General features: G+C 45.2%; 22 protein-coding genes. 5 read left to right on the top strand and 17 right to left on the bottom strand.

From position 1 onward, the window contains the following. Positions 1-15: 15 nt before the first annotated feature. The 5 genes from L876_RS0107125 to tkt form a co-directional block, all read right to left on the bottom strand. Positions 16-756 carry a DUF481 domain-containing protein gene (locus tag L876_RS0107125; RefSeq protein WP_028763170.1) on the bottom strand — a complete coding sequence of 247 codons (741 nt, stop codon included), beginning with the start codon at positions 754-756 and terminating at the stop codon, positions 16-18. A 256-nt stretch (positions 757-1,012) separates the two neighbouring features. After that, positions 1,013-2,077 (bottom strand): class II fructose-bisphosphate aldolase, encoded by a 1,065-nt coding sequence (gene fba / locus L876_RS0107120; RefSeq protein WP_028763169.1) that lies wholly within the window; start codon positions 2,075-2,077, stop codon positions 1,013-1,015. A 175-nt stretch (positions 2,078-2,252) separates the two neighbouring features. Then, complete coding sequence (locus tag L876_RS0107115; protein ID WP_028763168.1) at positions 2,253-3,428, bottom strand: phosphoglycerate kinase; 1,176 nt, start codon at positions 3,426-3,428, stop codon at positions 2,253-2,255. 111 nt (positions 3,429-3,539) lie between these two features. Beyond that, positions 3,540-4,568 carry an erythrose-4-phosphate dehydrogenase gene (gene epd, locus L876_RS0107110; RefSeq protein ID WP_028763167.1) on the bottom strand — a complete coding sequence of 343 codons (1,029 nt, stop codon included), beginning with the start codon at positions 4,566-4,568 and terminating at the stop codon, positions 3,540-3,542. Between the two features lie 134 nt (positions 4,569-4,702). After that, positions 4,703-6,697, bottom strand: coding sequence for a transketolase (gene tkt, locus L876_RS0107105; protein WP_028763166.1), 1,995 nt, complete (start codon positions 6,695-6,697; stop codon positions 4,703-4,705). Positions 6,698-7,164: 467 nt separating this feature from the next. Here tkt and metK point away from each other — a divergent pair, with 467 nt between their 5' ends. Next, positions 7,165-8,319, top strand: a complete 1,155-nt coding sequence (metK, locus tag L876_RS0107100) for a methionine adenosyltransferase (protein ID WP_028763165.1) — start codon at positions 7,165-7,167, stop codon at positions 8,317-8,319. 70 nt (positions 8,320-8,389) lie between these two features. Here metK and L876_RS0107095 read toward each other — a convergent pair whose 3' ends face one another. The 7 genes from L876_RS0107095 to L876_RS0107065 form a co-directional block, all read right to left on the bottom strand. After that, positions 8,390-9,028 carry a flavin reductase family protein gene (locus L876_RS0107095; RefSeq protein ID WP_028763164.1) on the bottom strand — a complete coding sequence of 213 codons (639 nt, stop codon included), beginning with the start codon at positions 9,026-9,028 and terminating at the stop codon, positions 8,390-8,392. A gap of 8 nt (positions 9,029-9,036) precedes the next feature. Next, positions 9,037-9,774 carry an SDR family NAD(P)-dependent oxidoreductase gene (locus L876_RS0107090; RefSeq protein WP_028763163.1) on the bottom strand — a complete coding sequence of 246 codons (738 nt, stop codon included), beginning with the start codon at positions 9,772-9,774 and terminating at the stop codon, positions 9,037-9,039. Beyond that, positions 9,771-10,160 (bottom strand): thiol-disulfide oxidoreductase DCC family protein, encoded by a 390-nt coding sequence (locus tag L876_RS0107085; RefSeq protein WP_037428158.1) that lies wholly within the window; start codon positions 10,158-10,160, stop codon positions 9,771-9,773. The genes L876_RS0107090 and L876_RS0107085 overlap by 4 nt, the downstream gene beginning before the upstream one ends. Next, positions 10,160-10,591, bottom strand: coding sequence for a DUF3429 domain-containing protein (locus L876_RS0107080; protein ID WP_028763161.1), 432 nt, complete (start codon positions 10,589-10,591; stop codon positions 10,160-10,162). The genes L876_RS0107085 and L876_RS0107080 overlap by 1 nt, the downstream gene beginning before the upstream one ends. A gap of 75 nt (positions 10,592-10,666) precedes the next feature. Then, positions 10,667-11,059, bottom strand: coding sequence for a VanZ family protein (locus tag L876_RS0107075; RefSeq protein ID WP_248674509.1), 393 nt, complete (start codon positions 11,057-11,059; stop codon positions 10,667-10,669). Positions 11,060-11,098: 39 nt separating this feature from the next. Then, positions 11,099-11,446 (bottom strand): hypothetical protein, encoded by a 348-nt coding sequence (locus L876_RS0107070; protein ID WP_028763159.1) that lies wholly within the window; start codon positions 11,444-11,446, stop codon positions 11,099-11,101. Between the two features lie 17 nt (positions 11,447-11,463). Next, positions 11,464-12,009: a GNAT family N-acetyltransferase gene (locus L876_RS0107065; protein ID WP_028763158.1), complete on the bottom strand. Its 546-nt coding sequence runs from the start codon at positions 12,007-12,009 to the stop codon at positions 11,464-11,466. Between the two features lie 142 nt (positions 12,010-12,151). Between L876_RS0107065 and L876_RS0107060 the strand changes: the two genes are divergently transcribed. Both L876_RS0107060 and L876_RS0107055 read left to right on the top strand, forming a co-directional pair. Beyond that, positions 12,152-13,141 carry a nucleotidyl cyclase domain-containing protein gene (locus tag L876_RS0107060; protein ID WP_028763157.1) on the top strand — a complete coding sequence of 330 codons (990 nt, stop codon included), beginning with the start codon at positions 12,152-12,154 and terminating at the stop codon, positions 13,139-13,141. A gap of 240 nt (positions 13,142-13,381) precedes the next feature. Further along, positions 13,382-14,320 carry a GGDEF domain-containing protein gene (locus L876_RS0107055; RefSeq protein ID WP_028763156.1) on the top strand — a complete coding sequence of 313 codons (939 nt, stop codon included), beginning with the start codon at positions 13,382-13,384 and terminating at the stop codon, positions 14,318-14,320. Here L876_RS0107055 and L876_RS23000 read toward each other — a convergent pair whose 3' ends face one another. Then, positions 14,321-14,536, bottom strand: coding sequence for a hypothetical protein (locus L876_RS23000; protein WP_028763155.1), 216 nt, complete (start codon positions 14,534-14,536; stop codon positions 14,321-14,323). It lies immediately after the preceding gene. Between the two features lie 170 nt (positions 14,537-14,706). Here L876_RS23000 and L876_RS0107045 point away from each other — a divergent pair, with 170 nt between their 5' ends. Beyond that, entirely contained in the window at positions 14,707-15,120 is a 414-nt protein-coding gene (locus L876_RS0107045; RefSeq protein WP_028763154.1) for an META domain-containing protein, read from the top strand. Positions 15,121-15,165: 45 nt separating this feature from the next. On the opposite strand, the gene L876_RS0107040 is transcribed toward L876_RS0107045, so the two are convergent. Then, positions 15,166-16,479 carry a dicarboxylate/amino acid:cation symporter gene (locus L876_RS0107040; RefSeq protein ID WP_028763153.1) on the bottom strand — a complete coding sequence of 438 codons (1,314 nt, stop codon included), beginning with the start codon at positions 16,477-16,479 and terminating at the stop codon, positions 15,166-15,168. Positions 16,480-16,626: 147 nt separating this feature from the next. Then, complete coding sequence (locus tag L876_RS0107030; protein WP_245687005.1) at positions 16,627-16,986, bottom strand: hypothetical protein; 360 nt, start codon at positions 16,984-16,986, stop codon at positions 16,627-16,629. A 120-nt stretch (positions 16,987-17,106) separates the two neighbouring features. Here L876_RS0107030 and L876_RS0107025 point away from each other — a divergent pair, with 120 nt between their 5' ends. Beyond that, entirely contained in the window at positions 17,107-17,550 is a 444-nt protein-coding gene (locus L876_RS0107025) for a GNAT family N-acetyltransferase (RefSeq protein WP_028763151.1), read from the top strand. Positions 17,551-17,674: 124 nt separating this feature from the next. Here L876_RS0107025 and L876_RS0107020 read toward each other — a convergent pair whose 3' ends face one another. Both L876_RS0107020 and L876_RS0107015 read right to left on the bottom strand, forming a co-directional pair. Continuing rightward, on the bottom strand, positions 17,675-19,042 hold the full coding sequence (locus L876_RS0107020; protein ID WP_028763150.1) for an L-serine ammonia-lyase: 1,368 nt from the start codon (positions 19,040-19,042) through the stop codon (positions 17,675-17,677). Between the two features lie 79 nt (positions 19,043-19,121). Further along, the gene (locus L876_RS0107015) at positions 19,122-20,393 is read right to left on the bottom strand and encodes an aromatic amino acid transport family protein (RefSeq protein ID WP_028763149.1); all 1,272 of its coding nucleotides are present in this window, start codon (positions 20,391-20,393) and stop codon (positions 19,122-19,124) included. Positions 20,394-20,706: the final 313 nt, after the last annotated feature.

Raw genomic sequence — 20,706 nt, 5'->3', positions numbered from 1 at the left:
CACAAACTTGCTAGCTTAGAATGAGTAAAGCAAGGTCATGTTCGTTTCGGTATCGGTGCTCTTCTTATCATCGGCAGGCTCGCTGTTGTAACGCACCACAACGGCAAACTTCATTGCTAATGCGCCGATGATATTTGCCGTGATAGATGTTTCAGAACGGCCTTCAAGGCTATCACCGTAATCGGCAACAAACAGCTGCTTAAACTTAGAGCTATCGGTGATTTCAGTTTCAAAATTCATCACACCGTGAGCAACCCAGCTCTCTTCAGTGTCGTCACCTGCAGCAAGTGCACTGGCATCATCAAGACGTTTGTACTGGTAACCAGGACCGACTTCAACCGCAAATAATGTCTTACCGGTATCAACAAATTTGTGACCATAACCCGCTGAAACCGTTGATTTAGAATCAAAGCCTGTAAAAGGATCAATCTCATGATTTGCGTTAGCAAACAAATAGCTAACATCGTTTAACTTATAGTTACCTTGAATTAGGCCATAATAACGCTTACCTGTTTCTTCACCGCTATCTTCTTTATATAAGGCTTCAAGTAGATACTGGTTTTCCCAATTGCCTAACTCATGCTTCATGTCCAAACGGCCTTTTAGCGAGGTCGTCTCAGTGTTACCCGTGGTGATAGTCGCACCCAGTTCAGCATCTGCAGCGAAGGTTTTATCACCCTCAACAAAATCTGCACCAGCGAGTGCAGCAAATGGCGTTGCTAATAATATAGCCGTAGCCGTCAGCAATTTTTTCATTTTGTATTACCTGTAGTATCAAAGTCCCTTAAAAATTGGCGCAATATTAACATCTGCCGTACAAAATTGAAAACTCGGCTTGTATTCTCAATATATTAGGCTAGCTAGCGTTTATGTTTCACTTAGTGAGCGTTCGTATTTAGATTATTGGTTAGCGATGATACTGACATTTTTTGTAGCCAAAAGTTAAATCGGCAAATTATTTGCAAAAAAAAGCCCACTTGCGTGGGCTTTTTTATATCAAGGATAAATAGGTTTAATTAACCTGAGGATCCAGCTCACCAGACTGATAAGCCTTATACATAGCTTGCAGTGACTTAGGCTTGATCTTAGACCCCATACCCGCACAACCAAATGCTTCGTAGCGCGTGGTACAGATATCGGCCATCGCTTCCATCGACGCTTTAAGGAATTTACGTGGGTCAAACTCGCTTGGGTTTTCAGCCAAGAACTTACGTACTGCGCCTGTCGATGCTAGACGTAAGTCAGTATCGATATTTACTTTACGTACGCCGTGCTTAATGCCTTCAACGATCTCTTCAAGCGGTACACCGTATGTTTCAGGAATAGCGCCACCATATTGGTTAATGATTTCAAGCCATTCTTGCGGTACTGAAGACGATCCGTGCATGACTAAGTGAGTATTAGGAATGCGAGCGTGGATCTCTTTAATACGGTCGATACGCAGTACATCACCAGTAGGCTTACGGCTAAACTTATACGCGCCATGGCTGGTACCAATTGCAATGGCTAAAGCATCAACATGGGTATCACGTACAAAGCGCGCCGCTTCTTCTGGCGTAGTCAGTAGCTGGTCATGGCTCAAGATACCTTCAGCGCCAACACCATCCTCTTCACCCGCCATGCCTGTTTCTAGGCTACCTAAACAACCAATTTCGCCTTCAACTGATACGCCACAAGCATGAGCAAATGCAACCGTTTTACGGGTCACATCTACATTGTACTCATATGATGCTGGTGTTTTACCATCAGCCATCAAAGAGCCATCCATCATCACCGATGACATACCTAGCTGAATAGAGCGCTGACAAATATCAGGGTCTGTGCCGTGATCTTGGTGAATACACACTGGGATATCAGGGTATTGCTCAAGTGCAGCCGCCATCAGATACTTAAGGAACTGAGGACGCGCATATTTACGTGCACCCGCTGATGCCTGAACAATAACAGGGCTATCTGTTGCTTCAGCAGCTTGCATAATCGCGCGCATCTGCTCTAAGTTGTTCACGTTAAAAGCTGGAACGCCATAATCATGTTCTGCAGCATGATCTAGCATTTGACGTAGGGAAATTAAGGCCATTTTTTACTCCAATAATAGGGTGATAAGTTAATTTCTTTGACTAACTAAAGTCACCGAGGTCACTATCGTTTGGACAGATTTTTATACTGAAGATAACCACTAACATCCTGTTAGTAGTTATCGACAGCGGTTTTTTTATAATATTAATTATTCGTATTACTTACTTCAGCAACCCTTATTCGCCACGGCTTTCTAGCATGGCGACAGCAGGTAGTTCTTTGCCTTCAAGGAACTCAAGGAACGCACCACCACCGGTTGAAATATAAGAAACCTTGTCAGCAATTCCGTATTTATCAACGGCCGCCAGTGTGTCGCCGCCGCCCGCAATAGAGAATGCCGATGAGTCAGCAATCGCTTGAGCAATACGCTTAGTACCTTCGCCAAATTGGTCAAACTCAAATACACCAACTGGACCATTCCATACAATGGTACCGGCATTTTTAAGGATATCAGCTAGCGCTTCGGCGCTGTCTGGGCCGATATCAAAGATCATATCTTCGCTTGATACCGCGCTGACATCTTTCAATGTCGCCGCCGCAGTTGGACTAAACTCACCAGCAACAACCACATCAGTTGGCACAGGGATATCACCACCACGACTCTGCGCATTGGCAACAAGACGCTTAGCTTCTTCAATCAGATCGGCTTCATATAGTGATTTACCCACTTCATGGCCGGCTGCCGCGATAAAGGTGTTAGCAATACCGCCACCCACAACGAGCTGGTCAACGATGCCAGAGAGGCTTTCAAGTACCGTCAACTTAGTTGACACCTTTGAACCACCCACTATCGCAACCAATGGGCGCGCAGGGTTGTCCATCGCCTTGCCTAATGCTTCTAATTCGCCACTAAGCAGTGGACCAGCACAAGCAATTGGGGCATATAAACCAACGCCATGGGTAGACGCTTGAGCGCGGTGAGCAGTACCGAATGCATCCATCACGTAGACATCACACAGTGCAGCGAGCTTTTTAGACAGTGCTTCATCGTTTTTCTTTTCGCCAACATTGAAGCGAACGTTTTCAAACACAACCACTTCACCGACATTTGCATCAACACCGTCAAGGTAATCACTGGCTAGGCGCACAGGACAATCGAGCGTTTTGGCAAGGTAATCGACCACAGGTTGCAATGAAAACTCAGCGTTAAACTCACCTTCTGTTGGACGTCCTAGGTGAGACATCACCATCACTGCGGCACCTTTTTCAAGGGCAAGCTTGATGGTTGGCAATGCGGCGCGCAGACGTGCATCACTGGTTACCACACCATCACTGACGGGGACATTCAGGTCTTCACGAATAAGCACACGCTTACCTTGGAGATCTAACGCTGACATATTGATAATAGCCATTTTACGTTTCCTTAAGATTTAAAGTTAAAAGACAAAAGTTATAAAAATCTGGTGGTATTCACTTAGGGACATAACACCTAAGTGAAAGCGGCTGATGGCATCACCATCAGCTTAATATGTTTGTTCTGCTCGTACCGCTTTGATCATCTCTAAACTAGTGTCGAGCATACGATTAGCAAAACCCCACTCATTATCACACCACAATAGTAGCTTAACTAAATGACCGGCACTGACTCGCGTCTGCGTACCATCGACAATACTAGAGCGCGGGTCATGGTTAAAATCACAAGAGACTAACGGTGCATTAGTATAGCCTACAACCCCTTGGTATGAGCCATTAGCTGCTTGAGAGAGTACTTGGTTCACTGTATCGATATCGACACGTTTATCTAAGGTCACCGATAAGTCAATTGCGGTCACGTTAATTGTCGGCACGCGCACAGAAATCGCTTCAAATTTGTCCTTCATCTCCGGCAAGATGCGTTCAATACCGCGGGCTAATTTGGTATCTACCGGGATAATAGACTGACCTGCGGCTCGGGTACGCCTTAGATCATCATGGTAAGCATCGATAACTTGCTGATCGTTCATTGCTGAGTGAATAGTGGTGATTGCGCCACTTTTAACTTGGAATGCTCTATCAAGCACCTGAATAATCGGCACGAGACAGTTAGTGGTACAGGATGCATTTGAGACGATGGTATGGTCTGCGGCTAATTCATCATGATTTACGCCATAGACTATGGTGGCATCAACATCACTTGATGAGGGATGACTGATTAGCACTTGTTTGGCCCCTGCTTTCAGGTGCGCCTCACAAGCTTGTCTGTCGATTAATGCTCCTGTCGCCTCATAAACCACATCAATGCCCATCTCTTGCCAAGGCAACTTGGTCGCATCGGCTTCATGGAGCAGTTGAATATGATCGTCACCAATGGTCATGATATTGCCGTCGAGTGAGGCAGGAGATTGAAAACGACCATGAGTGCTATCGTACTGGGTTAAATGAAGCATAGCTTCGGGGGTGGCGAGTTCATTAATGGCGACAATCTGGATTCGATCGCGCTTGCCCGATTCATACAGGGCACGAAGAATTGAACGACCAATTCGGCCATATCCATTAATAGCGACTCTGATCATTAAGTGCTTGAACTCCTCGAAGCATTCCCTAAGGAAAGATGTTTAATATGACAACGGCTTACCTGCATTCCTTATCAGATAAGCCGTATCATCATAGCCCGAAAGCACATGACTTTCGGGTTCTAGGACTAGCCTTAAGCTAGGCCGTTTACTGTTGCAATGACATTCTCAACGGTGAAACCGAAATGCTTCATCAGTTCGCCACCTGGTGCAGACTCACCAAAGGTAGTCATGCCTACAACAGCACCGTCGAAACCAACATATTTATGCCAGAAATCAACATGCGCAGCTTCGATAGCCACACGTTTAGTCACTGCACGTGGCAGCACTGACTCTTTATATGCCGCGTCTTGCGCATCAAAAGCATTCGTCGATGGCATAGAAACCACACGTACTAGCTTACCTTGCTCAGTCAATGCTGCAGCAGAATCAAGCGCAAGTTGCACTTCACTACCCGTCGCAATCAAGATCACATCTGGAGTACCAGCACAATCACTTAGTACATAACCACCTTTAACGACATTCGCTAACTGCTCTTCGGTACGCGCTTGAGCAGGTAGATTTTGACGACTAAAGATCAGTGACGTTGGTGCATCACGACGTTCAATCGCATTCTTCCAAGAAACCGCGGTTTCAGCCGCATCACATGGACGCCACACCATCATGTTAGGTGTCATGCGTAGGTTCGCGAGCTGCTCAACAGGTTGGTGAGTTGGGCCATCTTCACCTTGACCGATAGAGTCATGGGTATAAACGAAGATATTTTGAATCCCCATCAAGGCAGACATACGCACTGCGTTACGCGCATATTCCATAAACATCATGAAGGTCGCGCCGTAGTTGATAAAACCACCGTGTAAGGAGACACCATTCATGATACCGCTCATACCGAATTCACGCACACCGTAGTAGATGTAGTTACCAGCAGCATCATCTTGAATACCTTTAGAACCAGACCATAAAGTCAGGTTAGAACCCGCAAGATCAGCAGAGCCGCCAAGTAATTCTGGCAACATAGCGCCAAAGGCACCAATGGCATTTTGTGACGCTTTACGGCTAGCAATACCTTCGCCTTTCTCTTGGCACTCTTTGATAAACGCCTGTGCTTTTGCTTCAAAGTCTGCAGGTAGTTCACCATCAATAACGCGGCGCTTATATTCTGCGGCTAACTCTGGGTAAGCTTCAGCATAGGCTGCCAATTTACCATTCCAGTTTGCTTCATTGGTTGCACCAGTATCTTTTGCATCCCAACCTGCATAAACATTGTCAGGGATTTCAAATGCGCCATGATCCCAACCAAGGAATTCACGTGCCGCCGCGATTTCAGCATCACCCAGTGGTGCGCCGTGACAATCATGGCTGCCCGACTTATTTGGCGAGCCAAAACCAATGGTGGTTTTGCAGCAGATCATGCTTGGCTTATCAGTAACCGATTTAGCTTCTTCGATTGCCGCGCGGATAGCATCGCTATCGTGGCCATCAACATCAGCAATCACGTGCCAGCCGTAAGACTCAAAACGCTTTGGTGTATCGTCAGTGAACCAGCCTTCTACGTGACCATCGATAGATATACCGTTGTCATCCCAGAACGCGACCAACTTACCAAGACCTAAGGTTCCCGCTAGTGAACAGGCTTCGTGAGAGATGCCTTCCATCAAACAACCGTCACCAAGGAAACAGTAAGTAAAGTGATCGACAATGTCGTGACCTGGGCGGTTAAACTGAGCTGCCAATGTCTTTTCAGCAATCGCCATACCTACAGCATTACTGATCCCAGCGCCTAGTGGGCCAGTAGTTGTTTCAACACCTGGGGTGTAACCATACTCTGGGTGGCCAGGGGTTTTTGAATGCAGTTGACGGAAGTTTTGTAGCTCTTCAATCGGCAATGCATAACCAGTAAGGTGCAGCAAAGAGTAAATCAGCATTGAACCATGACCGTTAGACAGAATAAAACGATCGCGATCAGCCCACTCTGGGTTGTTTGGGTTATGCTTAAGGAAGTCATTCCAAAGCACTTCAGCGATATCAGCCATTCCCATTGGGGCACCTGGGTGACCAGAATTGGCTTTTTGAACGGCATCCATAGTTAAAGCGCGAATGGCGTTTGCGAGTTCTTTACGAGATGACATGCTCTCTCCTGCTGATAGTTGGGGATTTTGCGGGCAATTGTGGTCGCATATTTTCCCTTACTAGGCGGTGGGACGCAAATAAAAATCACCATTTGATGCAGATTAAACCGATATTACTGCTAAATAAGCATATTTGCCTTGTAGACCCTAGGTGGTTTTACTGGCCCAATTCAAACATTACGCTGTTTATATTGCAGTCAAATTAATCTGGCTGTGACAATAACCAACCTTAACGCTAGGTTTTTTCGCTGTGCATTATAGTCAACCACCCACAAAAACCCCCTTAATAAACAAATGATTAAAATTAAATTCTCATTTATATAATGTGACCCATTAGAAAATTTACTGGGCTTTACAGCACAATTTTTGCCGAAAAGGGTGTTATCCATTCGGTTTTCCACTAAAATAGCCGTCTAGATGTAGATACTTCTACACATTCAAATTGTTTAAACACGAGATTTTCCATTATGGCAAAGCACTTGTTCACCTCTGAGTCGGTCTCAGAAGGTCATCCAGATAAAATCGCCGATCAAATTTCTGATGCGGTACTCGACGCGATCTTAGAGCAAGATCCTAAAGCTCGTGTTGCGTGTGAAACATACGTAAAAACCGGCATGGTAATGGTTGGTGGTGAAGTGACCACTTCTGCATGGGTTGATATCGAAGAGATCACCCGTAAAACCGTGCGTGACATTGGTTACACTCACTCAGATATGGGCTTTGATGCTGATTCTTGTGCTGTACTAAACGCCATTGGTAAACAGTCACCAGATATCAATCAAGGTGTTGACCGTGCCGACCCTAAAGAACAAGGCGCTGGTGACCAAGGTCTAATGTTTGGTTACGCCAACAACGAAACTGACGTATTAATGCCTGCGCCGATCACTTATTCGCACAAGCTAGTTAAACGTCAATCTGAAGTACGCAAAGACAATACGCTTCCATGGTTGCGTCCCGATGCAAAAAGTCAGGTGACTTTTGCTTACAACAGTGACGGAAGCATTGCCGGTATCGATGCCGTTGTGCTTTCAACTCAACACCGTGAAGATGTTAGTCAGCCTGACTTAATCGAAGGCGTGATGGAAACCATCATTAAGCCTGTGCTACCGGCGAAGTGGTTAACTAAAGATACTAAGTACTTTATTAACCCAACAGGCCGTTTTGTTATCGGTGGCCCAGTAGGCGATTGTGGTCTAACCGGTCGTAAGATCATTGTTGATACCTATGGTGGTATGGCGCGTCACGGTGGTGGGGCTTTCTCTGGTAAAGACCCATCAAAAGTTGACCGTAGTGCTGCTTATGCTGCGCGTTATGTGGCTAAGAACATTGTTGCAGCGGGTCTGGCGGATCGTTGTGAGATACAAGTTTCTTATGCTATTGGCGTCGCCGAGCCGACCTCTATTAGCGTTGAAACCTTCGGTACTGGTAAGGTCTCTGAAGATGTATTGATTAAACTAGTACGTCAACATTTCGACCTGCGTCCTTATGGACTGACTGAAATGCTAGATCTGGCTCGTCCAATCTATAAATCAACGGCTGCTTATGGTCACTTTGGCCGTAATGAGTTCCCATGGGAGCGTACTGATAAAGCCGACGCTCTTCGCGCTGACGCCAAGCTTTAATCAAGGTTATCAGCAAAAAAAACCGCCTAAATGGCGGTTTTTTTGTATCCATATCTTCACCTTAATTAAGCTAATAGTCATCAATCAGGGTTAACGGCTTATCTGGCTTTACATAACTAAGCCTGCCTAATCGTTCAGTACGATGATAACTATCCAGCCCTGAGACACAGACGCTATTGAGCCTTTCAATATCGACACTACCATCACTTTTAAGTGCCATATCATCAAGCAGTATATCGGTAATGCTGCCGATAACTAATAGGGTTTGATTAAGCGCTATCGTCTCAACACTCTCTAGTTTAACCGCATATTTTAGGCGACTTTGCGCCACAAAGGGAGCTAGCACACCTTCATGGTACGCCGGTGTTAACCCAACTGCGTCAAACTCACACTGGTCGGTCTCATAGCGAGCGGATGTTTGATGGGCTTGCTGCCAAATATCACTATTAACCTGATTGATGGTGTAGCAGCTGGTGGCAATAATATTACTTAAGGTATCTCTCGCTACCGAGTGAGGCCGGCTAATAAAGCCAACCAAAGCGGGATCGGCCCCCAAATGAATCACTGAACTAACAATGGCTAAATTGGTTTGGCCTAACTCACTGACGCTACCAATCAGGTTAGCGCTTTTAAAGCCAGATAAACTATTCACCAAATGAGCACGATATCGATGTTCTAGCGATGAGAGTTGATTTTGGTCGATATGTATTGTTTGATTTACCATAAAATTGCTTCACCATTCCAATCGATAAAATAGGCTTGTGCTGAGGGAGTCACGGTTTGTGTCACGGCTAATAGCCGCTCAGCAACAAAGTCGGGAGAAAAGAGTTTTTCTTTGGGAACGTTTTGCTGGAACGGCTTAGACAACGGCGTGTCAGTTGTGCCGGGATGAAATGCCAATATCGCTACATTCTTAGCACGGCGAGCATATTCAACGGCCGATGTTTGCAACAGCATATTGAGCGCGGCCTTAGATGCTCGGTAGCTGTACCAGCCACCAAGGCGATTATCACTAATGCTGCCGATACGGGCACTCATTACCGCAATGACACATTTTCTATCACCTTTTACTAACGGCATTAGGTGTTTAAGCCACATCATCGGCGTGATGGTATTAATCTTAAACAGGGTGTTCATTGCCTCTTCGCTAAGATCTTCAAGCCGTTTTTCAGGTTTGACTGTGTCTTGATGTAAGATGCCGTTAAAAATAAACACATTACTAATAACGTGTTTCTGCCTGGCTAGCTCGCTCACTAAAGCAGCAATTTCCCCTTCACTGTATCCACTCTGAATCGATTTAAGCCTCTTAGCTGTATAGGTTAAGGATTGACGGCTAATTGCTATCACTGGACCTTGCATTAATAGATGCTCGATCAACGCTTTGGCAATCACGCTACTGGCTCCTATGACAACTGAAACGCCGCTGCATACTTCTGGCTCAGAAACCTCTTTCATGACAAACCACACTGACCTGTATCGCAGCGTTTCTTCCCGGTTAATAAATAGGAAATTTTGTACCTATGCTTAGCGAATTTTAAGTAGAGAAAATCTGCAACGGGTTTAACCACCGGCCACGTTAAGGGCACAACAAAGTGTTTTTTCCCCACTAATGCCCAGGCTAAATAGGTGACATCGAGCCCGGTTAGCAATTCACCATGTTCGGTTTCGCCATGTAATATCTGATTGGCGTATTTGATATCGATATGGGGATATCGCGTAGTAAAGTCGACACTAGCGATATCGGCGAGCTCTATAAACTCTTTAGTATCATATCGTTTTAGCTTAGCCATCTCGGCCGCGCAAAGTGGACATTGGCTGTCATAGAAAATACGAAGTTTCATCAGTTTCCAATCCCTATTACAATGACGTGGCAAACCAACGCCACGCCAGTAAGATAAGTTCTTAACTGGATGTAATCATCAGATAAGGTTTTGTCACGCCACTGCTGTTTGTCTAGTCGGTAGACCACCACATAACCGAGCATTAAGATGATCAATGAAACATAAAGGTGGTTAATGACAATAGTCACCCAAGCCAACACGCTCACTACGTTGCTGATAATCAATAATTTGTCATCATTGAGATAATGAACTTTGCTACTTTCTCTGCCCCACAAGGTACCAGCAAGAAACGATAGAATAATGGCGCTGTAGGTGATGAACAACATCAAGGGATCGATGGAGAAGAGCGTTTGCCCCATCAAAATTAAGCCGGTAGAAATAATAAAAGGTAAAAGTCCTGCATACCCCAACATAGAATAGGTTTTTGACATGAGCGCACCCGACTTTACGTAATTTAAAGTTATTACGTATTAAGCGGGCATAGCGATCACACCCTGTCGTAGAGGTTACTCAGTGTGAATTTTTTGCCGTTTTATTTCAATTAGGTAACTCAACCAGCTGAACATTAAAATACCAATAGCGTCGGCAAGTAGATCAAACAAATCGAAGGTACGCTGAGGAAAGTAAGCTTGACTGCACTCCTCTATGAGGACGATAACAGCAACTGCAATGGCACCTAAATAGGGACTAAAACCACCTAGACGAACACGCTTAAAATTTGTGCCAAGGGTAACCAGCAATGTAAGCGTGCCAAACAGCAGCAAGTGCCCCCACTTATCGCCATATGGAACGTATCGGATTAATTCAAAAAAGAGGTTGGATTGACCGGTGTCAGCGCTAAAAATGATCCAGCCAAGAAAGAGACTAAAAAGCACACTTAAGCCAGCAAATAATCTCACCAAAGCCCACCCCCCGCTTGTTGGACGCTATCAATGACTCTAACAGTGGTCAAAATGGCTATATTCCATACACATAAAGCTGACCTGTTGCAGCGTCATCAGAGGTACGTTAACCGTCTGCGACTCTTGAAGCTGATGCATGGCAGGTTCGGTCATAAGCGATATCGCTGCACTGTAATCATTACTCCAACCACAATCGAGCCAAACGTGATGCCATTGCACCGCATAGAACTGGCGTGTTCCTTTTTGTCCCTCTCGGGTAAGCTCAACGCATTCACAGACTTCCCCTTGTTCAGCCAACAAGGCTTTGATCAGCTTCATATTGTCAAACGAGCTCAGGCGAATCTCAGCATAAGGAGATAATAATTCACCGATTGAAAGCGTCATGGCGTCACTCCTCATCCCTATTGCGTCGCCGATACGAGCAAGTAGTAATCTCGATCGTCGAAGCTAAAAAAGTCGACCACTTGCATAGCGGCTTTGTTGGTGTGCGCGTGAAAAGAGCGTTCATTATCTTCAGCAATAAACGTCAACATCATCGGATACTTTTCACCCAGAAATGATTTAAGCATAGAGACTAAAGCTTCAAATACCCCTTGGCCGCGAGACTCTGGACTTATCCAAATAGGGCCATACTGGCAACAATTCTGTCTATTTAAGGTTCTTCCATTAAACTCTAGATCTCTCATTCGCCCTAGCAAGCGTCGATAAATCGGCCAAGACTCAAAAAAAGACCATTTCCCCGCCACTACATAGCCAATAATAGCGCCATCTTGCTCCGCTAAGACAATCCAATGCGCCTTGATGAGGGTTTGAATATCCCCTAAGGAAAATGACTGCCCCGTCATGACTCCGCCACGTTGGCTTGGCTCAAGCTCCGCCTCTAGTTGCGACTGTTCAAGTTGCGCTATCACTTGCGCATCTGCCAATGTCGCTTGCCTTATTTGCATCAAACCTCGCAATATTTAACCTTAGTGGGCCTATTTTGCCTAAAACAGAGAAAACTAGTGAAAAAGCAGCCTTGATATTTGCTAAAAAGCCTATCGACTACCACAATTAACATACTTTCAACATTGACGGTAAATACCTCTCATGCTGCCAGAAAACATTCATACTGGGATTAGTATACTGGAAAACGACAATGCACAGATAAACTTAGTGCGCTGGATGCATCAATGTGAATTAATGAAGAGATATTATCAAGCAGAGGTCGCGTTTGTGGTTCAACAAACCGATTTAGGGTTTGAAGTCATTGTGAGCTCAATCAACGATACGCGAAAATACCTGTCAGGCACACTCTACTCAGAAAAAATAGAACTATTTACCCGCCTGTCAAATAGCCAACCCGATGGCATAAATATCGATTTAACAGCGCAGTCTAATTGGCAACTTCCTGACGACTTAACTGACACCAGCAATATTTTATCGCGCCCAATATTATGGCCTGACGGGACTATTTTTGGTTGTTTATGCGTACTCAACCCAGCGAGTGACGACACGGCTAATGTTAACTCATTCATGCTGGAACCTTTCCAGATATTACTGCAACAAGATTTAGCACTACTGTGTCAAAGTCAGCGTATCGAATCTCTCTCTATGCGCGATCGCGAAACAGGCATGCTCAACCATTATGGCTTTATCATGATGGCACCGCGTCAACTCAACTTAGGGCGTCGATTTGGTGCGCATGCAGGCATTCTGTTTTTTGAACTCTACCCAGATCCTGTACTTTTACCTGTTATAGAAGATAAACATATACGCCTGCTCGGCACTATTATCCAGGACACAATAAGGACCGCAGATATTGCCGCCCACTACAATAAGACCCAATTTGTCGTGCTAGTCTTTGTCGACTCTGAACGCGATCTCGCCCATATTGGTGTTCGAGTGGAAAAACTACTGAAGCAACAAAATGATCGCCTTAGCCTAGATTCTGGCCACGCGTTTTTCAGCCCAGAATCTTCGGCAAAGCTCGCCCCCATGCTAGAAAAGGCAAAAGGACAGTTAAAATCACAACAAAGCCCAGTAGATGACAGCATTAAAACCAATGCACAAACACCAGCTGCAATAGTAAGAAACTAGCCCTATTGTATTGAAATACGACAGCATTTTAATCCACCTCTCAATCGCAGCTGAGTGGGTTAAAATTGTTGGCAGATGTAAAAAATGATCGCTCTCGCAAAACAGTCATTTTACATTCTCACAACACCTGGTTTTTAGGTATGATGTGCTAACGCAGATAGGCTACTTTGTCGCCAGCCCAGCGATTAACCGCGGTGATATCTGTCTGCTCAACCGAATAAAAATAAGAGAGCAATCAAAATGCTACTACAATGCCCAGAACAAACTCTTTGGTTAAGGGATAGAGACCACCCTGCTATTACTATGCCTCGCTGGCAACAACAAGTTGATCTACTACAAGAATTTTACCAAGCCGATGCCTGCGTTGTTTTGCAATCCATTGATAATGAGTTTCAAGTCGTCTGCAGCCGCCAATCTACCGCGCTAGATCTGTATGCTGGCACTCAGTTTAGCGACAACGTCCTAGCCACTGCACTTAGCTCGCATCGTGGCTATGGCTTAATTGAGTTACCTAGCCCCTTAAATTCCTACAATAACCTCAGCCAGTTCGAGCGATTAGATGCCGTACCTATCTACTGGGCTGACGGACAGCTGTTTGGTTGCCTCGTCATCTGTAATAGCAAACAAACAAAACATTTTGAGCGACTACTGCCATTACTGGAAAACAGTAAAGCCTTGATCCAGGCCGAGCTTAAGCATCTGTTTCTTATGCAACAAGTACAGATGATGTCGGTACAAGATGAATTGACCTGTATGTTGAACCCCTACGGATTTAATTTAATGGCCCCAAGACAACTTAGCCTAAGCCGGCGATTTGGCTCTCACGCGGGGATTATTTTACTCGAGGACATTACCGAATATAGAGATAAAACCCAACAGACCCAGGGGATGAGGCAAATAGCAAGAGTGATTCACCACCACATGCGTGATGCTGATGTCTCAGCCAGAATTGAAAATGGCCTGTTTGCCATTCTGGCGTTTGTAGACAACCAAGCCAACCTTGACGCACTGGTCTGTCGCCTAAGAAAGCAGATAGCTAAAGAAGAGATTCATGCCCATATCGCCATTGGGTCAAGCTATTTTAAACCCAATACCCATTTAGCCATCGAGCCTATGCTTGAAGCCGCGCGACAGAACCTCATCAGCTACAAGGTCAACCACCGCAAGAGTATCAGTTAGCTATTGAGAAGAATTTGAATTTTCTTGCGCCCTAGCCCATTGGATAAATAACACCATGGGAAAGGGTGACATTAGCACTAAGCCCAACCCTATTAAACACGAGATCAGCAATATGCCGCTGACCTCTTGAGTCAAAGTGGTAAAGCTATACAGCATTATCCCAGTGGCTAACATTAATACCCCTAACCAATGAGCAACTTTTAATCCTTTCATCATTTCTAACGTTCTCCGCCAACACGCAGCACTGCTATAATGGGCATAAAAATAGATTTTGTAGTGATACAAGCTATAAATGAACAAAATATCATGTAAAAAGTACTAATAAGACTTTTTAATTCACCATAATGTCGTCAAAATATGGCCTATAAATGTTTACGGATATAACCATGTCTACCAAGTCTCTCATTATCGTCGCTGCACTGCTCGGGTTAACCGCTTGCCAATCAACTCCCTCTACCGAAATTACTGGTATCGAGGTACAAGGTAGCTGGCATATTGAATCTGCTCAAGGGCAGCCAGTGATCGATTACAGCCCCGCCCAACTTATTTTTTCAGCCGATGGTGAACTCAGCGGTAACAATAGCTGTAATGAATTTTTCGGCCAATATCAGCTAGAGGGCAGCCGTCTCACACTCTCTCCAGCCGGACACACAATGAAAGCCTGTGTGGATGCATTAATGCATCAAGAACAACGAGTAATGCAAGCGATGGAGCAGATCACGCTAGCACAAGAATCAAAAGGTAAGTTAATCCTAAAAGATGATAACGGCAAGATACAGCTAGTGCTGAGTAAGAAATAACCAAAAAAACCGCCAAATGGCGGTTTTTTTTAACGGAAATATAATCTACTTTTCTACTTGTTGTGACAAGCTAACCTGGTCAGCCATAAGCTGGCTTTGCTGTGCATCCGCATTGTAGTGCTCGATATCTAGCTCATCTTCTGATTTTGCAATCACAGTGGTCGCGACCAGATCGCCCGATACATTGACCACGGTGCGCGCCATATCCAATATGCGGTCAATACCAGCAATAAGTGCAACTCCTTCAAGCGGCAGGCCAACCGTTGTCAGCACTAAAGTAAGCATCACCAGCCCCGCACCAGGAACACCTGCAGTACCAATTGATGCCAACGTTGCCGTAAGGATAATTGTGATGTAATCCACCCAAGTGAGATCGATACCAAAAGCTTGCGCAACAAACAGTGCGGTGACGCCTTGATAAAGGGCTGTACCATCCATATTAATGGTTGTTCCAAGTGGCAATACGAAGCTGGAGATCTTCTTATTGACCCCAAGAGACTCATTAGCGCACTTCATACTTACAGGTAAGGTTCCAGCAGAGCTTGAGGTTGTATAAGCCACCGCTAACGCACTGCGAATTCCTTTGAAAAACTGAATAGGATTAAGTTTAGCGACCACGCTTAGCACTAAACTGTAGAATCCAATAATATGTAATGCGCACCCCAAATAGACGGCAATAATCACCTTGATTAGCGGCATTAGCATATCGACACCATATTCACCGGCCACCCATGCCATCAAACCGAACACCCCATAAGGTGCAAATTTCATCACCATGTCGGTAAGTTTATACATCGCCTCAGCAAGGCTTTCAAATACCTTAATGGCAGGTCGACCATGCTCACCAATAAGCACCAAAGCGATACCCAACGCCACCGCAAACACGATAACTTGCAGAATTTGACCACTAGCAAGCGCTGCAATCGGGTTAGTCGGTACAATATTGATCAAGGTCTCCATCACAGATGGCACCTCTTTCGCTACTGCAGCACCCTCTGAGTGCATGCCAAGTCCTGCACCTGGTTTCATAATGCTACCAACCGCTAAGCCAACTGAGATAGCGATGGAAGTGGTGCCTAAGTAGAAGGCAAAAGACTTAAAGCCGATGCGCCCCATTTTGGCAGTGTCTTGCATTGAGGTTACGCCAACAATCAAAGAACAAAAAACCAAGGGAACAATTAACATCTTAATGGTGTTAACAAACAAGGTCCCTATGGGTTTAAGCAACACAGCTTGTTCGCCTAACCCTAGCCCCGCCAATATTCCTAAAAGCATACCGATTAAGATTTGTAGCCATAACGGCACGGACATCCAAGCAGACCACACTCGGCCCAGCGAAGATGGAGATGTTTGCGACATGTTATTAACCTTGAACAGAGAGAAAGCAGGCGCTCGAATATGCAATAGCGTCGATAAGAACAACGTTTATCCGAGCGGAATTAAGGAGCAGAATGTTATCATTTAGACAAGCACAATGGCGTGATCAACATCATGATGAGTCACAACTCATGCATCAAAATTCACCGAGTGTCTTTCATCATCTATCTGTAGCTTGTGAAGGGCGGCTGGCGGTTGCTCACGTTCAATAAGGTGGCTCCAGTATGCATCATCAAAACCATGAAAGAAGGCTTTTTCTTTACCTTGAGACTTTAAGATTAACCGCCACCAGACAATGCCCCAAACTCCAAAACTTAATAGTGTCAGGACAAAATGCCAACGGTGGTGTATCTCACAGTTGTCAGCTGCAACCGCTTGGATAGCGCGAAACCTAGCCTGAGTTTGAGCAGGCTCTATGGACGAGTTTACTGTGTGATTATTCCCTTCATTATCATCTTTAGACTTCATCATCTCACCTTTGAATGTCATCTAATCTCATTAATAAAAAGTCTAGCAGAGTTAGACTTTAGTCGAATGCCAAATTGCAAAATTTCTCTCAATAAGCCACCACCCCGTGATAAAGTGGCCAACCCAAAACAGGAGGCGAAAATGCAAATAAGAAAAGGCCAACAAACAGATCTGAGGGCGTTAGTGCAGTTTAATCAGGCGATGGCACAAGAAACCGAAGGCTTAAGCCTTGATGAGCAAACCTTGACGCATGGGGTTAGTACCTTATTAAAACAACCTGAAAAAGGGTTTTATCTTGTTGCAGAACATGAAGGCGAGATCTTAGGTTCGCTAATGGTCACCTATGAATGGAGTGACTGGCGTGCCAAAGATTACTACTGGATCCAGAGTGTCTACATTAGTCCACAAAGCCGTCGTCAAGGAATTTATGGCAAGCTCTATCAAGCAGTAAAGGATATTGCAGCACAAAATGGCGGTGCCGCCAGTTTTAGACTCTACGTGGAACAGGAGAACGTCAAGGCCCAACAAACTTACCAAACCCTTGGCATGGATAAAAGCTACTACTTAATGTATGAAGAGAAATAACCTGCCATTTTATCGCCCCTAAATCAGCGACGATAACACGACAAACAACCAAGGCTAACCCACATTGGTTGTTTGTCGGCGATACATCACTCAGGCCTGTTGCCCCAGTGATGCACAAATTAGCTTAGGCGCAGATACTGGTAACCTTAATCGCTAACCCACCTTGGCTTGTCTCACGGTATTTAACGTGCATATCTTTGCCCGTCTCATACATAGTCGCAATCACTTTGTCCAAGCTCACTCTCGGCTCGCTGTTACGGCGCATTGCCATTCGCGTCGAGTTAATCGCTTTTACCGCAGCAATAGCATTACGTTCAATACAAGGCACTTGCACTTGGCCCGCGACAGGATCACAGGTTAAGCCAAGGTTATGTTCCATGCCAATTTCAGCCGCCACGCACACTTGTGACGGGCTAGCTCCCATTAGTTCGGCCAAGCCCGCTGCAGCCATTGAACAAGCAACCCCAACCTCTCCCTGACAGCCAACTTCGGCCCCAGAGATTGATGCATTGCGCTTATACAAACCACCAATAGCGGCCGCAGCAAGATAAAATCGAGTGTACTCTTTTGGACCAACAGGCTGAATAAACTTATCGTAGTAGGCTAGTACGGCAGGGATAATCCCAGCCGCGCCATTAGTTGGCGAAGTAACCACTCTCCCCCCCGCAGCATTCTCTTCGCTCACAGCAAGGGCAAACATGTTGATCCAGTCAACAATAACCATAGGATCGGAAGAGAGGCGTTCATTGGTGACCAACTGACGAAACAATGCCGGGGCTCGACGCGGCACACGTAAAGGGCCTGCGAGCACCCCTTCGGTCTGACAACCTCGTTCAATCCCCTCTTTCATGGTTTCCCACACAGCAGCAAACCCTTCAATTATGGTTTGCTCTGTATTGAACACCTTCTCGTTGGCCATCATGATGGCACTGATACTCATCCCCGTCTCATCACATAGCTTCAGTAGGTCATCGGCGAAAGCGAAAGGATATGGCACCACCACTTCGTTGGCCGCGACTAAGCCAAACTGCTGCTCATCAACAATAAAGCCACCGCCCGTTGAGTAGTAAGTCTTGCTATAAGCACTGCTAGTGCCCTTCCATGCCGTTAACGTCATGCCATTTTCGTGCAATGGTAATGCATGACGATGGAAGGTCACCGCTTCAATAGGGAAGTCAACTCTATGTCCTTCTTGACCTAAAGGCAGTGCCGAAGTCAGCTCAACCTGACGAATGAACTCAGGAGTGAGATCGATATCCACCATCTCAGGGCTGTTTCCCGCCAAGCCCATAATGATCGCTGTGTCGGTATGATGCCCCTTGCCTGTGAGTGACAATGAACCATAGATATCAACCGTAACTGACGTGATATCGGTAAGTTCTCCACGTTGACGCAAATCATCAACAAAACCTTTTGCGGCCTTCATCGGCCCGACAGTGTGTGAGCTGGAGGGACCAACACCTATCTTAAAAATATCAAATGCGCTAACCATAATTCACCCCAAATAAAGCAGGAAGGGCCGCTTACTTAACCAATAAATAAGCGACCCAGAACAAACATCAAACGAGAGATTAAGACAACATGCCAAACACAATTGCAGTCATCGCCAATAAACCCGCAATGATGACGAAAATGTTACTAATGCGGCCACGATATGCCTTCAATGCAGGCACCTTGTAAACTGCGTACATCGGCATTAGATAGAGAATCGCCGCGATGATTGGGCCACCTAATGCTTCAATCATTCCGAGAATACTTGGGTTGATAATCGCCACGCCCCAGATAGTGAGGAACATGAAACCAAGAATAAACTTGTCTATTTTACTGTCAGCGACCTCTCTGTTAGCGCTACGTAATTGCTTAGTAATGATTCCTCTCATCCCTTCAGTCGCACCCATGTAGTGACCAAAGAAAGAAGAAACAATCGCAATCACCGCAATAATAGGGCCAAAGTAACTAACAAACCCACTGGCATGAACATTTGCCAAGTAAGAAAGAATAGGTAAGTTCTGCGCTTTAGCTTCAGCTAGCTGAGTCGGGCTTAACGACAGCACACATGAGAAAACAAACAACATCACGAAGCCAACTAACATCATGGTGGTATTACGTAAAATCACATCCGCTTTCTTAGCGGCATTTTGTCCGTGTTGCTTTTTAAGCGACACCGAGAACTGAGAGATGGCAGGTGAGTGGTTAAAGGCGAATACCAGCACCGGAATAGTCAACCAAACTGTACCTAAGAAGTCAGCAGTTGCAGGCACTTGCATTAACGCATCTGTTTTCCAGCTTGGGATTAAATAAAAAGACATAAATGCCAAAATAGCAACCAATGGATACACTAGCAGTTGAGTCACTTTCAACATGAATTTCTCACCAGCGACCATCACTGACATCATGCCTAAAATCAACACACCAGAAAGCAGAAATCGTGGAGGTGACGCCATACCTAGCTGATTAACAATAAAACTATCAACGGTATTGGTAATACCCACGCCATAAATCAACACAATGGGGTAGATAGCAAAGAAGTAAAGTAGCGTGATGGCTTTACCCGCTCCCACCCCAAAATACTCTTCTACAACGTGTGTGATGTCACTGCCTTCTCGCTGAGACGAACAAACGAAGCGAGATAAACCGCGGTGGGCTAAATAGGTCATAGGTCCAATAATCAAAGCCATCATCACTAACGGCCAAAACCCGCCCATACCTGCGTTAATGGGCAGGAATAAGATGCCTGCCCCAACAGCAGTACCAAATAAGCTTAACATCCAAGTGGTATCGGTACGTGTCCACCCCTGTTTGGCTGGCACCATTACTTCAGAAACTGTAGCTTCACTTTGCATAACTAGACCCTTTCGATGCGCTCGCATCTCAATGTTTATACGACTTCTAATGGCAAAAATAGCAATAGAAGGCCGACTAAATTTGCGCTCAGAATATAGAAGATGCGATACGAAAAATTGATCTAGAACGGGGTTTTGTAATGAAATTTCAGAATGAGCTAATGTTGTGAGCTAGCTCCGATTAAAGCTGTTGTAAATTTCCATAATACCAATAGAACAGTAACTTAGTTGAACCTAATATTAACAGTTGCTTCACCTACAGCCCAAGCCAGTCAAGGGATTGTGTTTTTTTAACCACCGAAGTAATGTGAGA

The organism is Shewanella colwelliana ATCC 39565 (assembly GCF_000518705.1).
Taxonomy (GTDB): domain Bacteria; phylum Pseudomonadota; class Gammaproteobacteria; order Enterobacterales; family Shewanellaceae; genus Shewanella; species Shewanella colwelliana.
The sequence above is the reverse complement of the archived record's forward strand: the minus strand, read 5'-3'. Positions and strand labels throughout refer to the sequence as shown.

Bases quoted from the DNA above. Each gene is read 5' to 3' on its own strand.
- epd (WP_028763167.1), bottom strand. From the start codon at position 4,568: ATGATCAGAGTCGCTATTAATGGATATGGCCGAATTGGTCGTTCAATT.
- L876_RS23000 (WP_028763155.1), bottom strand. From the start codon at position 14,536: ATGATGAAAGGATTAAAAGTTGCTCATTGGTTAGGGGTATTAATGTTA.
- metK (WP_028763165.1), top strand. From the start codon at position 7,165: ATGGCAAAGCACTTGTTCACCTCTGAGTCGGTCTCAGAAGGTCATCCA.
- L876_RS0107125 (WP_028763170.1), bottom strand. From the start codon at position 756: ATGAAAAAATTGCTGACGGCTACGGCTATATTATTAGCAACGCCATTT.
- L876_RS0107070 (WP_028763159.1), bottom strand. From the start codon at position 11,446: ATGACGCTTTCAATCGGTGAATTATTATCTCCTTATGCTGAGATTCGC.
- fba (WP_028763169.1), bottom strand. From the start codon at position 2,077: ATGGCCTTAATTTCCCTACGTCAAATGCTAGATCATGCTGCAGAACAT.
- L876_RS0107060 (WP_028763157.1), top strand. From the start codon at position 12,152: ATGCTGCCAGAAAACATTCATACTGGGATTAGTATACTGGAAAACGAC.
- L876_RS0107085 (WP_037428158.1), bottom strand. From the start codon at position 10,160: ATGAAACTTCGTATTTTCTATGACAGCCAATGTCCACTTTGCGCGGCC.
- L876_RS0107025 (WP_028763151.1), top strand. From the start codon at position 17,107: ATGCAAATAAGAAAAGGCCAACAAACAGATCTGAGGGCGTTAGTGCAG.
- L876_RS0107115 (WP_028763168.1), bottom strand. From the start codon at position 3,428: ATGGCTATTATCAATATGTCAGCGTTAGATCTCCAAGGTAAGCGTGTG.
- tkt (WP_028763166.1), bottom strand. From the start codon at position 6,697: ATGTCATCTCGTAAAGAACTCGCAAACGCCATTCGCGCTTTAACTATG.
- L876_RS0107080 (WP_028763161.1), bottom strand. From the start codon at position 10,591: ATGTCAAAAACCTATTCTATGTTGGGGTATGCAGGACTTTTACCTTTT.
- L876_RS0107065 (WP_028763158.1), bottom strand. From the start codon at position 12,009: ATGCAAATAAGGCAAGCGACATTGGCAGATGCGCAAGTGATAGCGCAA.
- L876_RS0107015 (WP_028763149.1), bottom strand. From the start codon at position 20,393: ATGCAAAGTGAAGCTACAGTTTCTGAAGTAATGGTGCCAGCCAAACAG.
- L876_RS0107040 (WP_028763153.1), bottom strand. From the start codon at position 16,479: ATGTCGCAAACATCTCCATCTTCGCTGGGCCGAGTGTGGTCTGCTTGG.
- L876_RS0107055 (WP_028763156.1), top strand. From the start codon at position 13,382: ATGCTACTACAATGCCCAGAACAAACTCTTTGGTTAAGGGATAGAGAC.
- L876_RS0107030 (WP_245687005.1), bottom strand. From the start codon at position 16,986: ATGACATTCAAAGGTGAGATGATGAAGTCTAAAGATGATAATGAAGGG.
- L876_RS0107045 (WP_028763154.1), top strand. From the start codon at position 14,707: ATGTCTACCAAGTCTCTCATTATCGTCGCTGCACTGCTCGGGTTAACC.
- L876_RS0107090 (WP_028763163.1), bottom strand. From the start codon at position 9,774: ATGAAAGAGGTTTCTGAGCCAGAAGTATGCAGCGGCGTTTCAGTTGTC.
- L876_RS0107020 (WP_028763150.1), bottom strand. From the start codon at position 19,042: ATGGTTAGCGCATTTGATATTTTTAAGATAGGTGTTGGTCCCTCCAGC.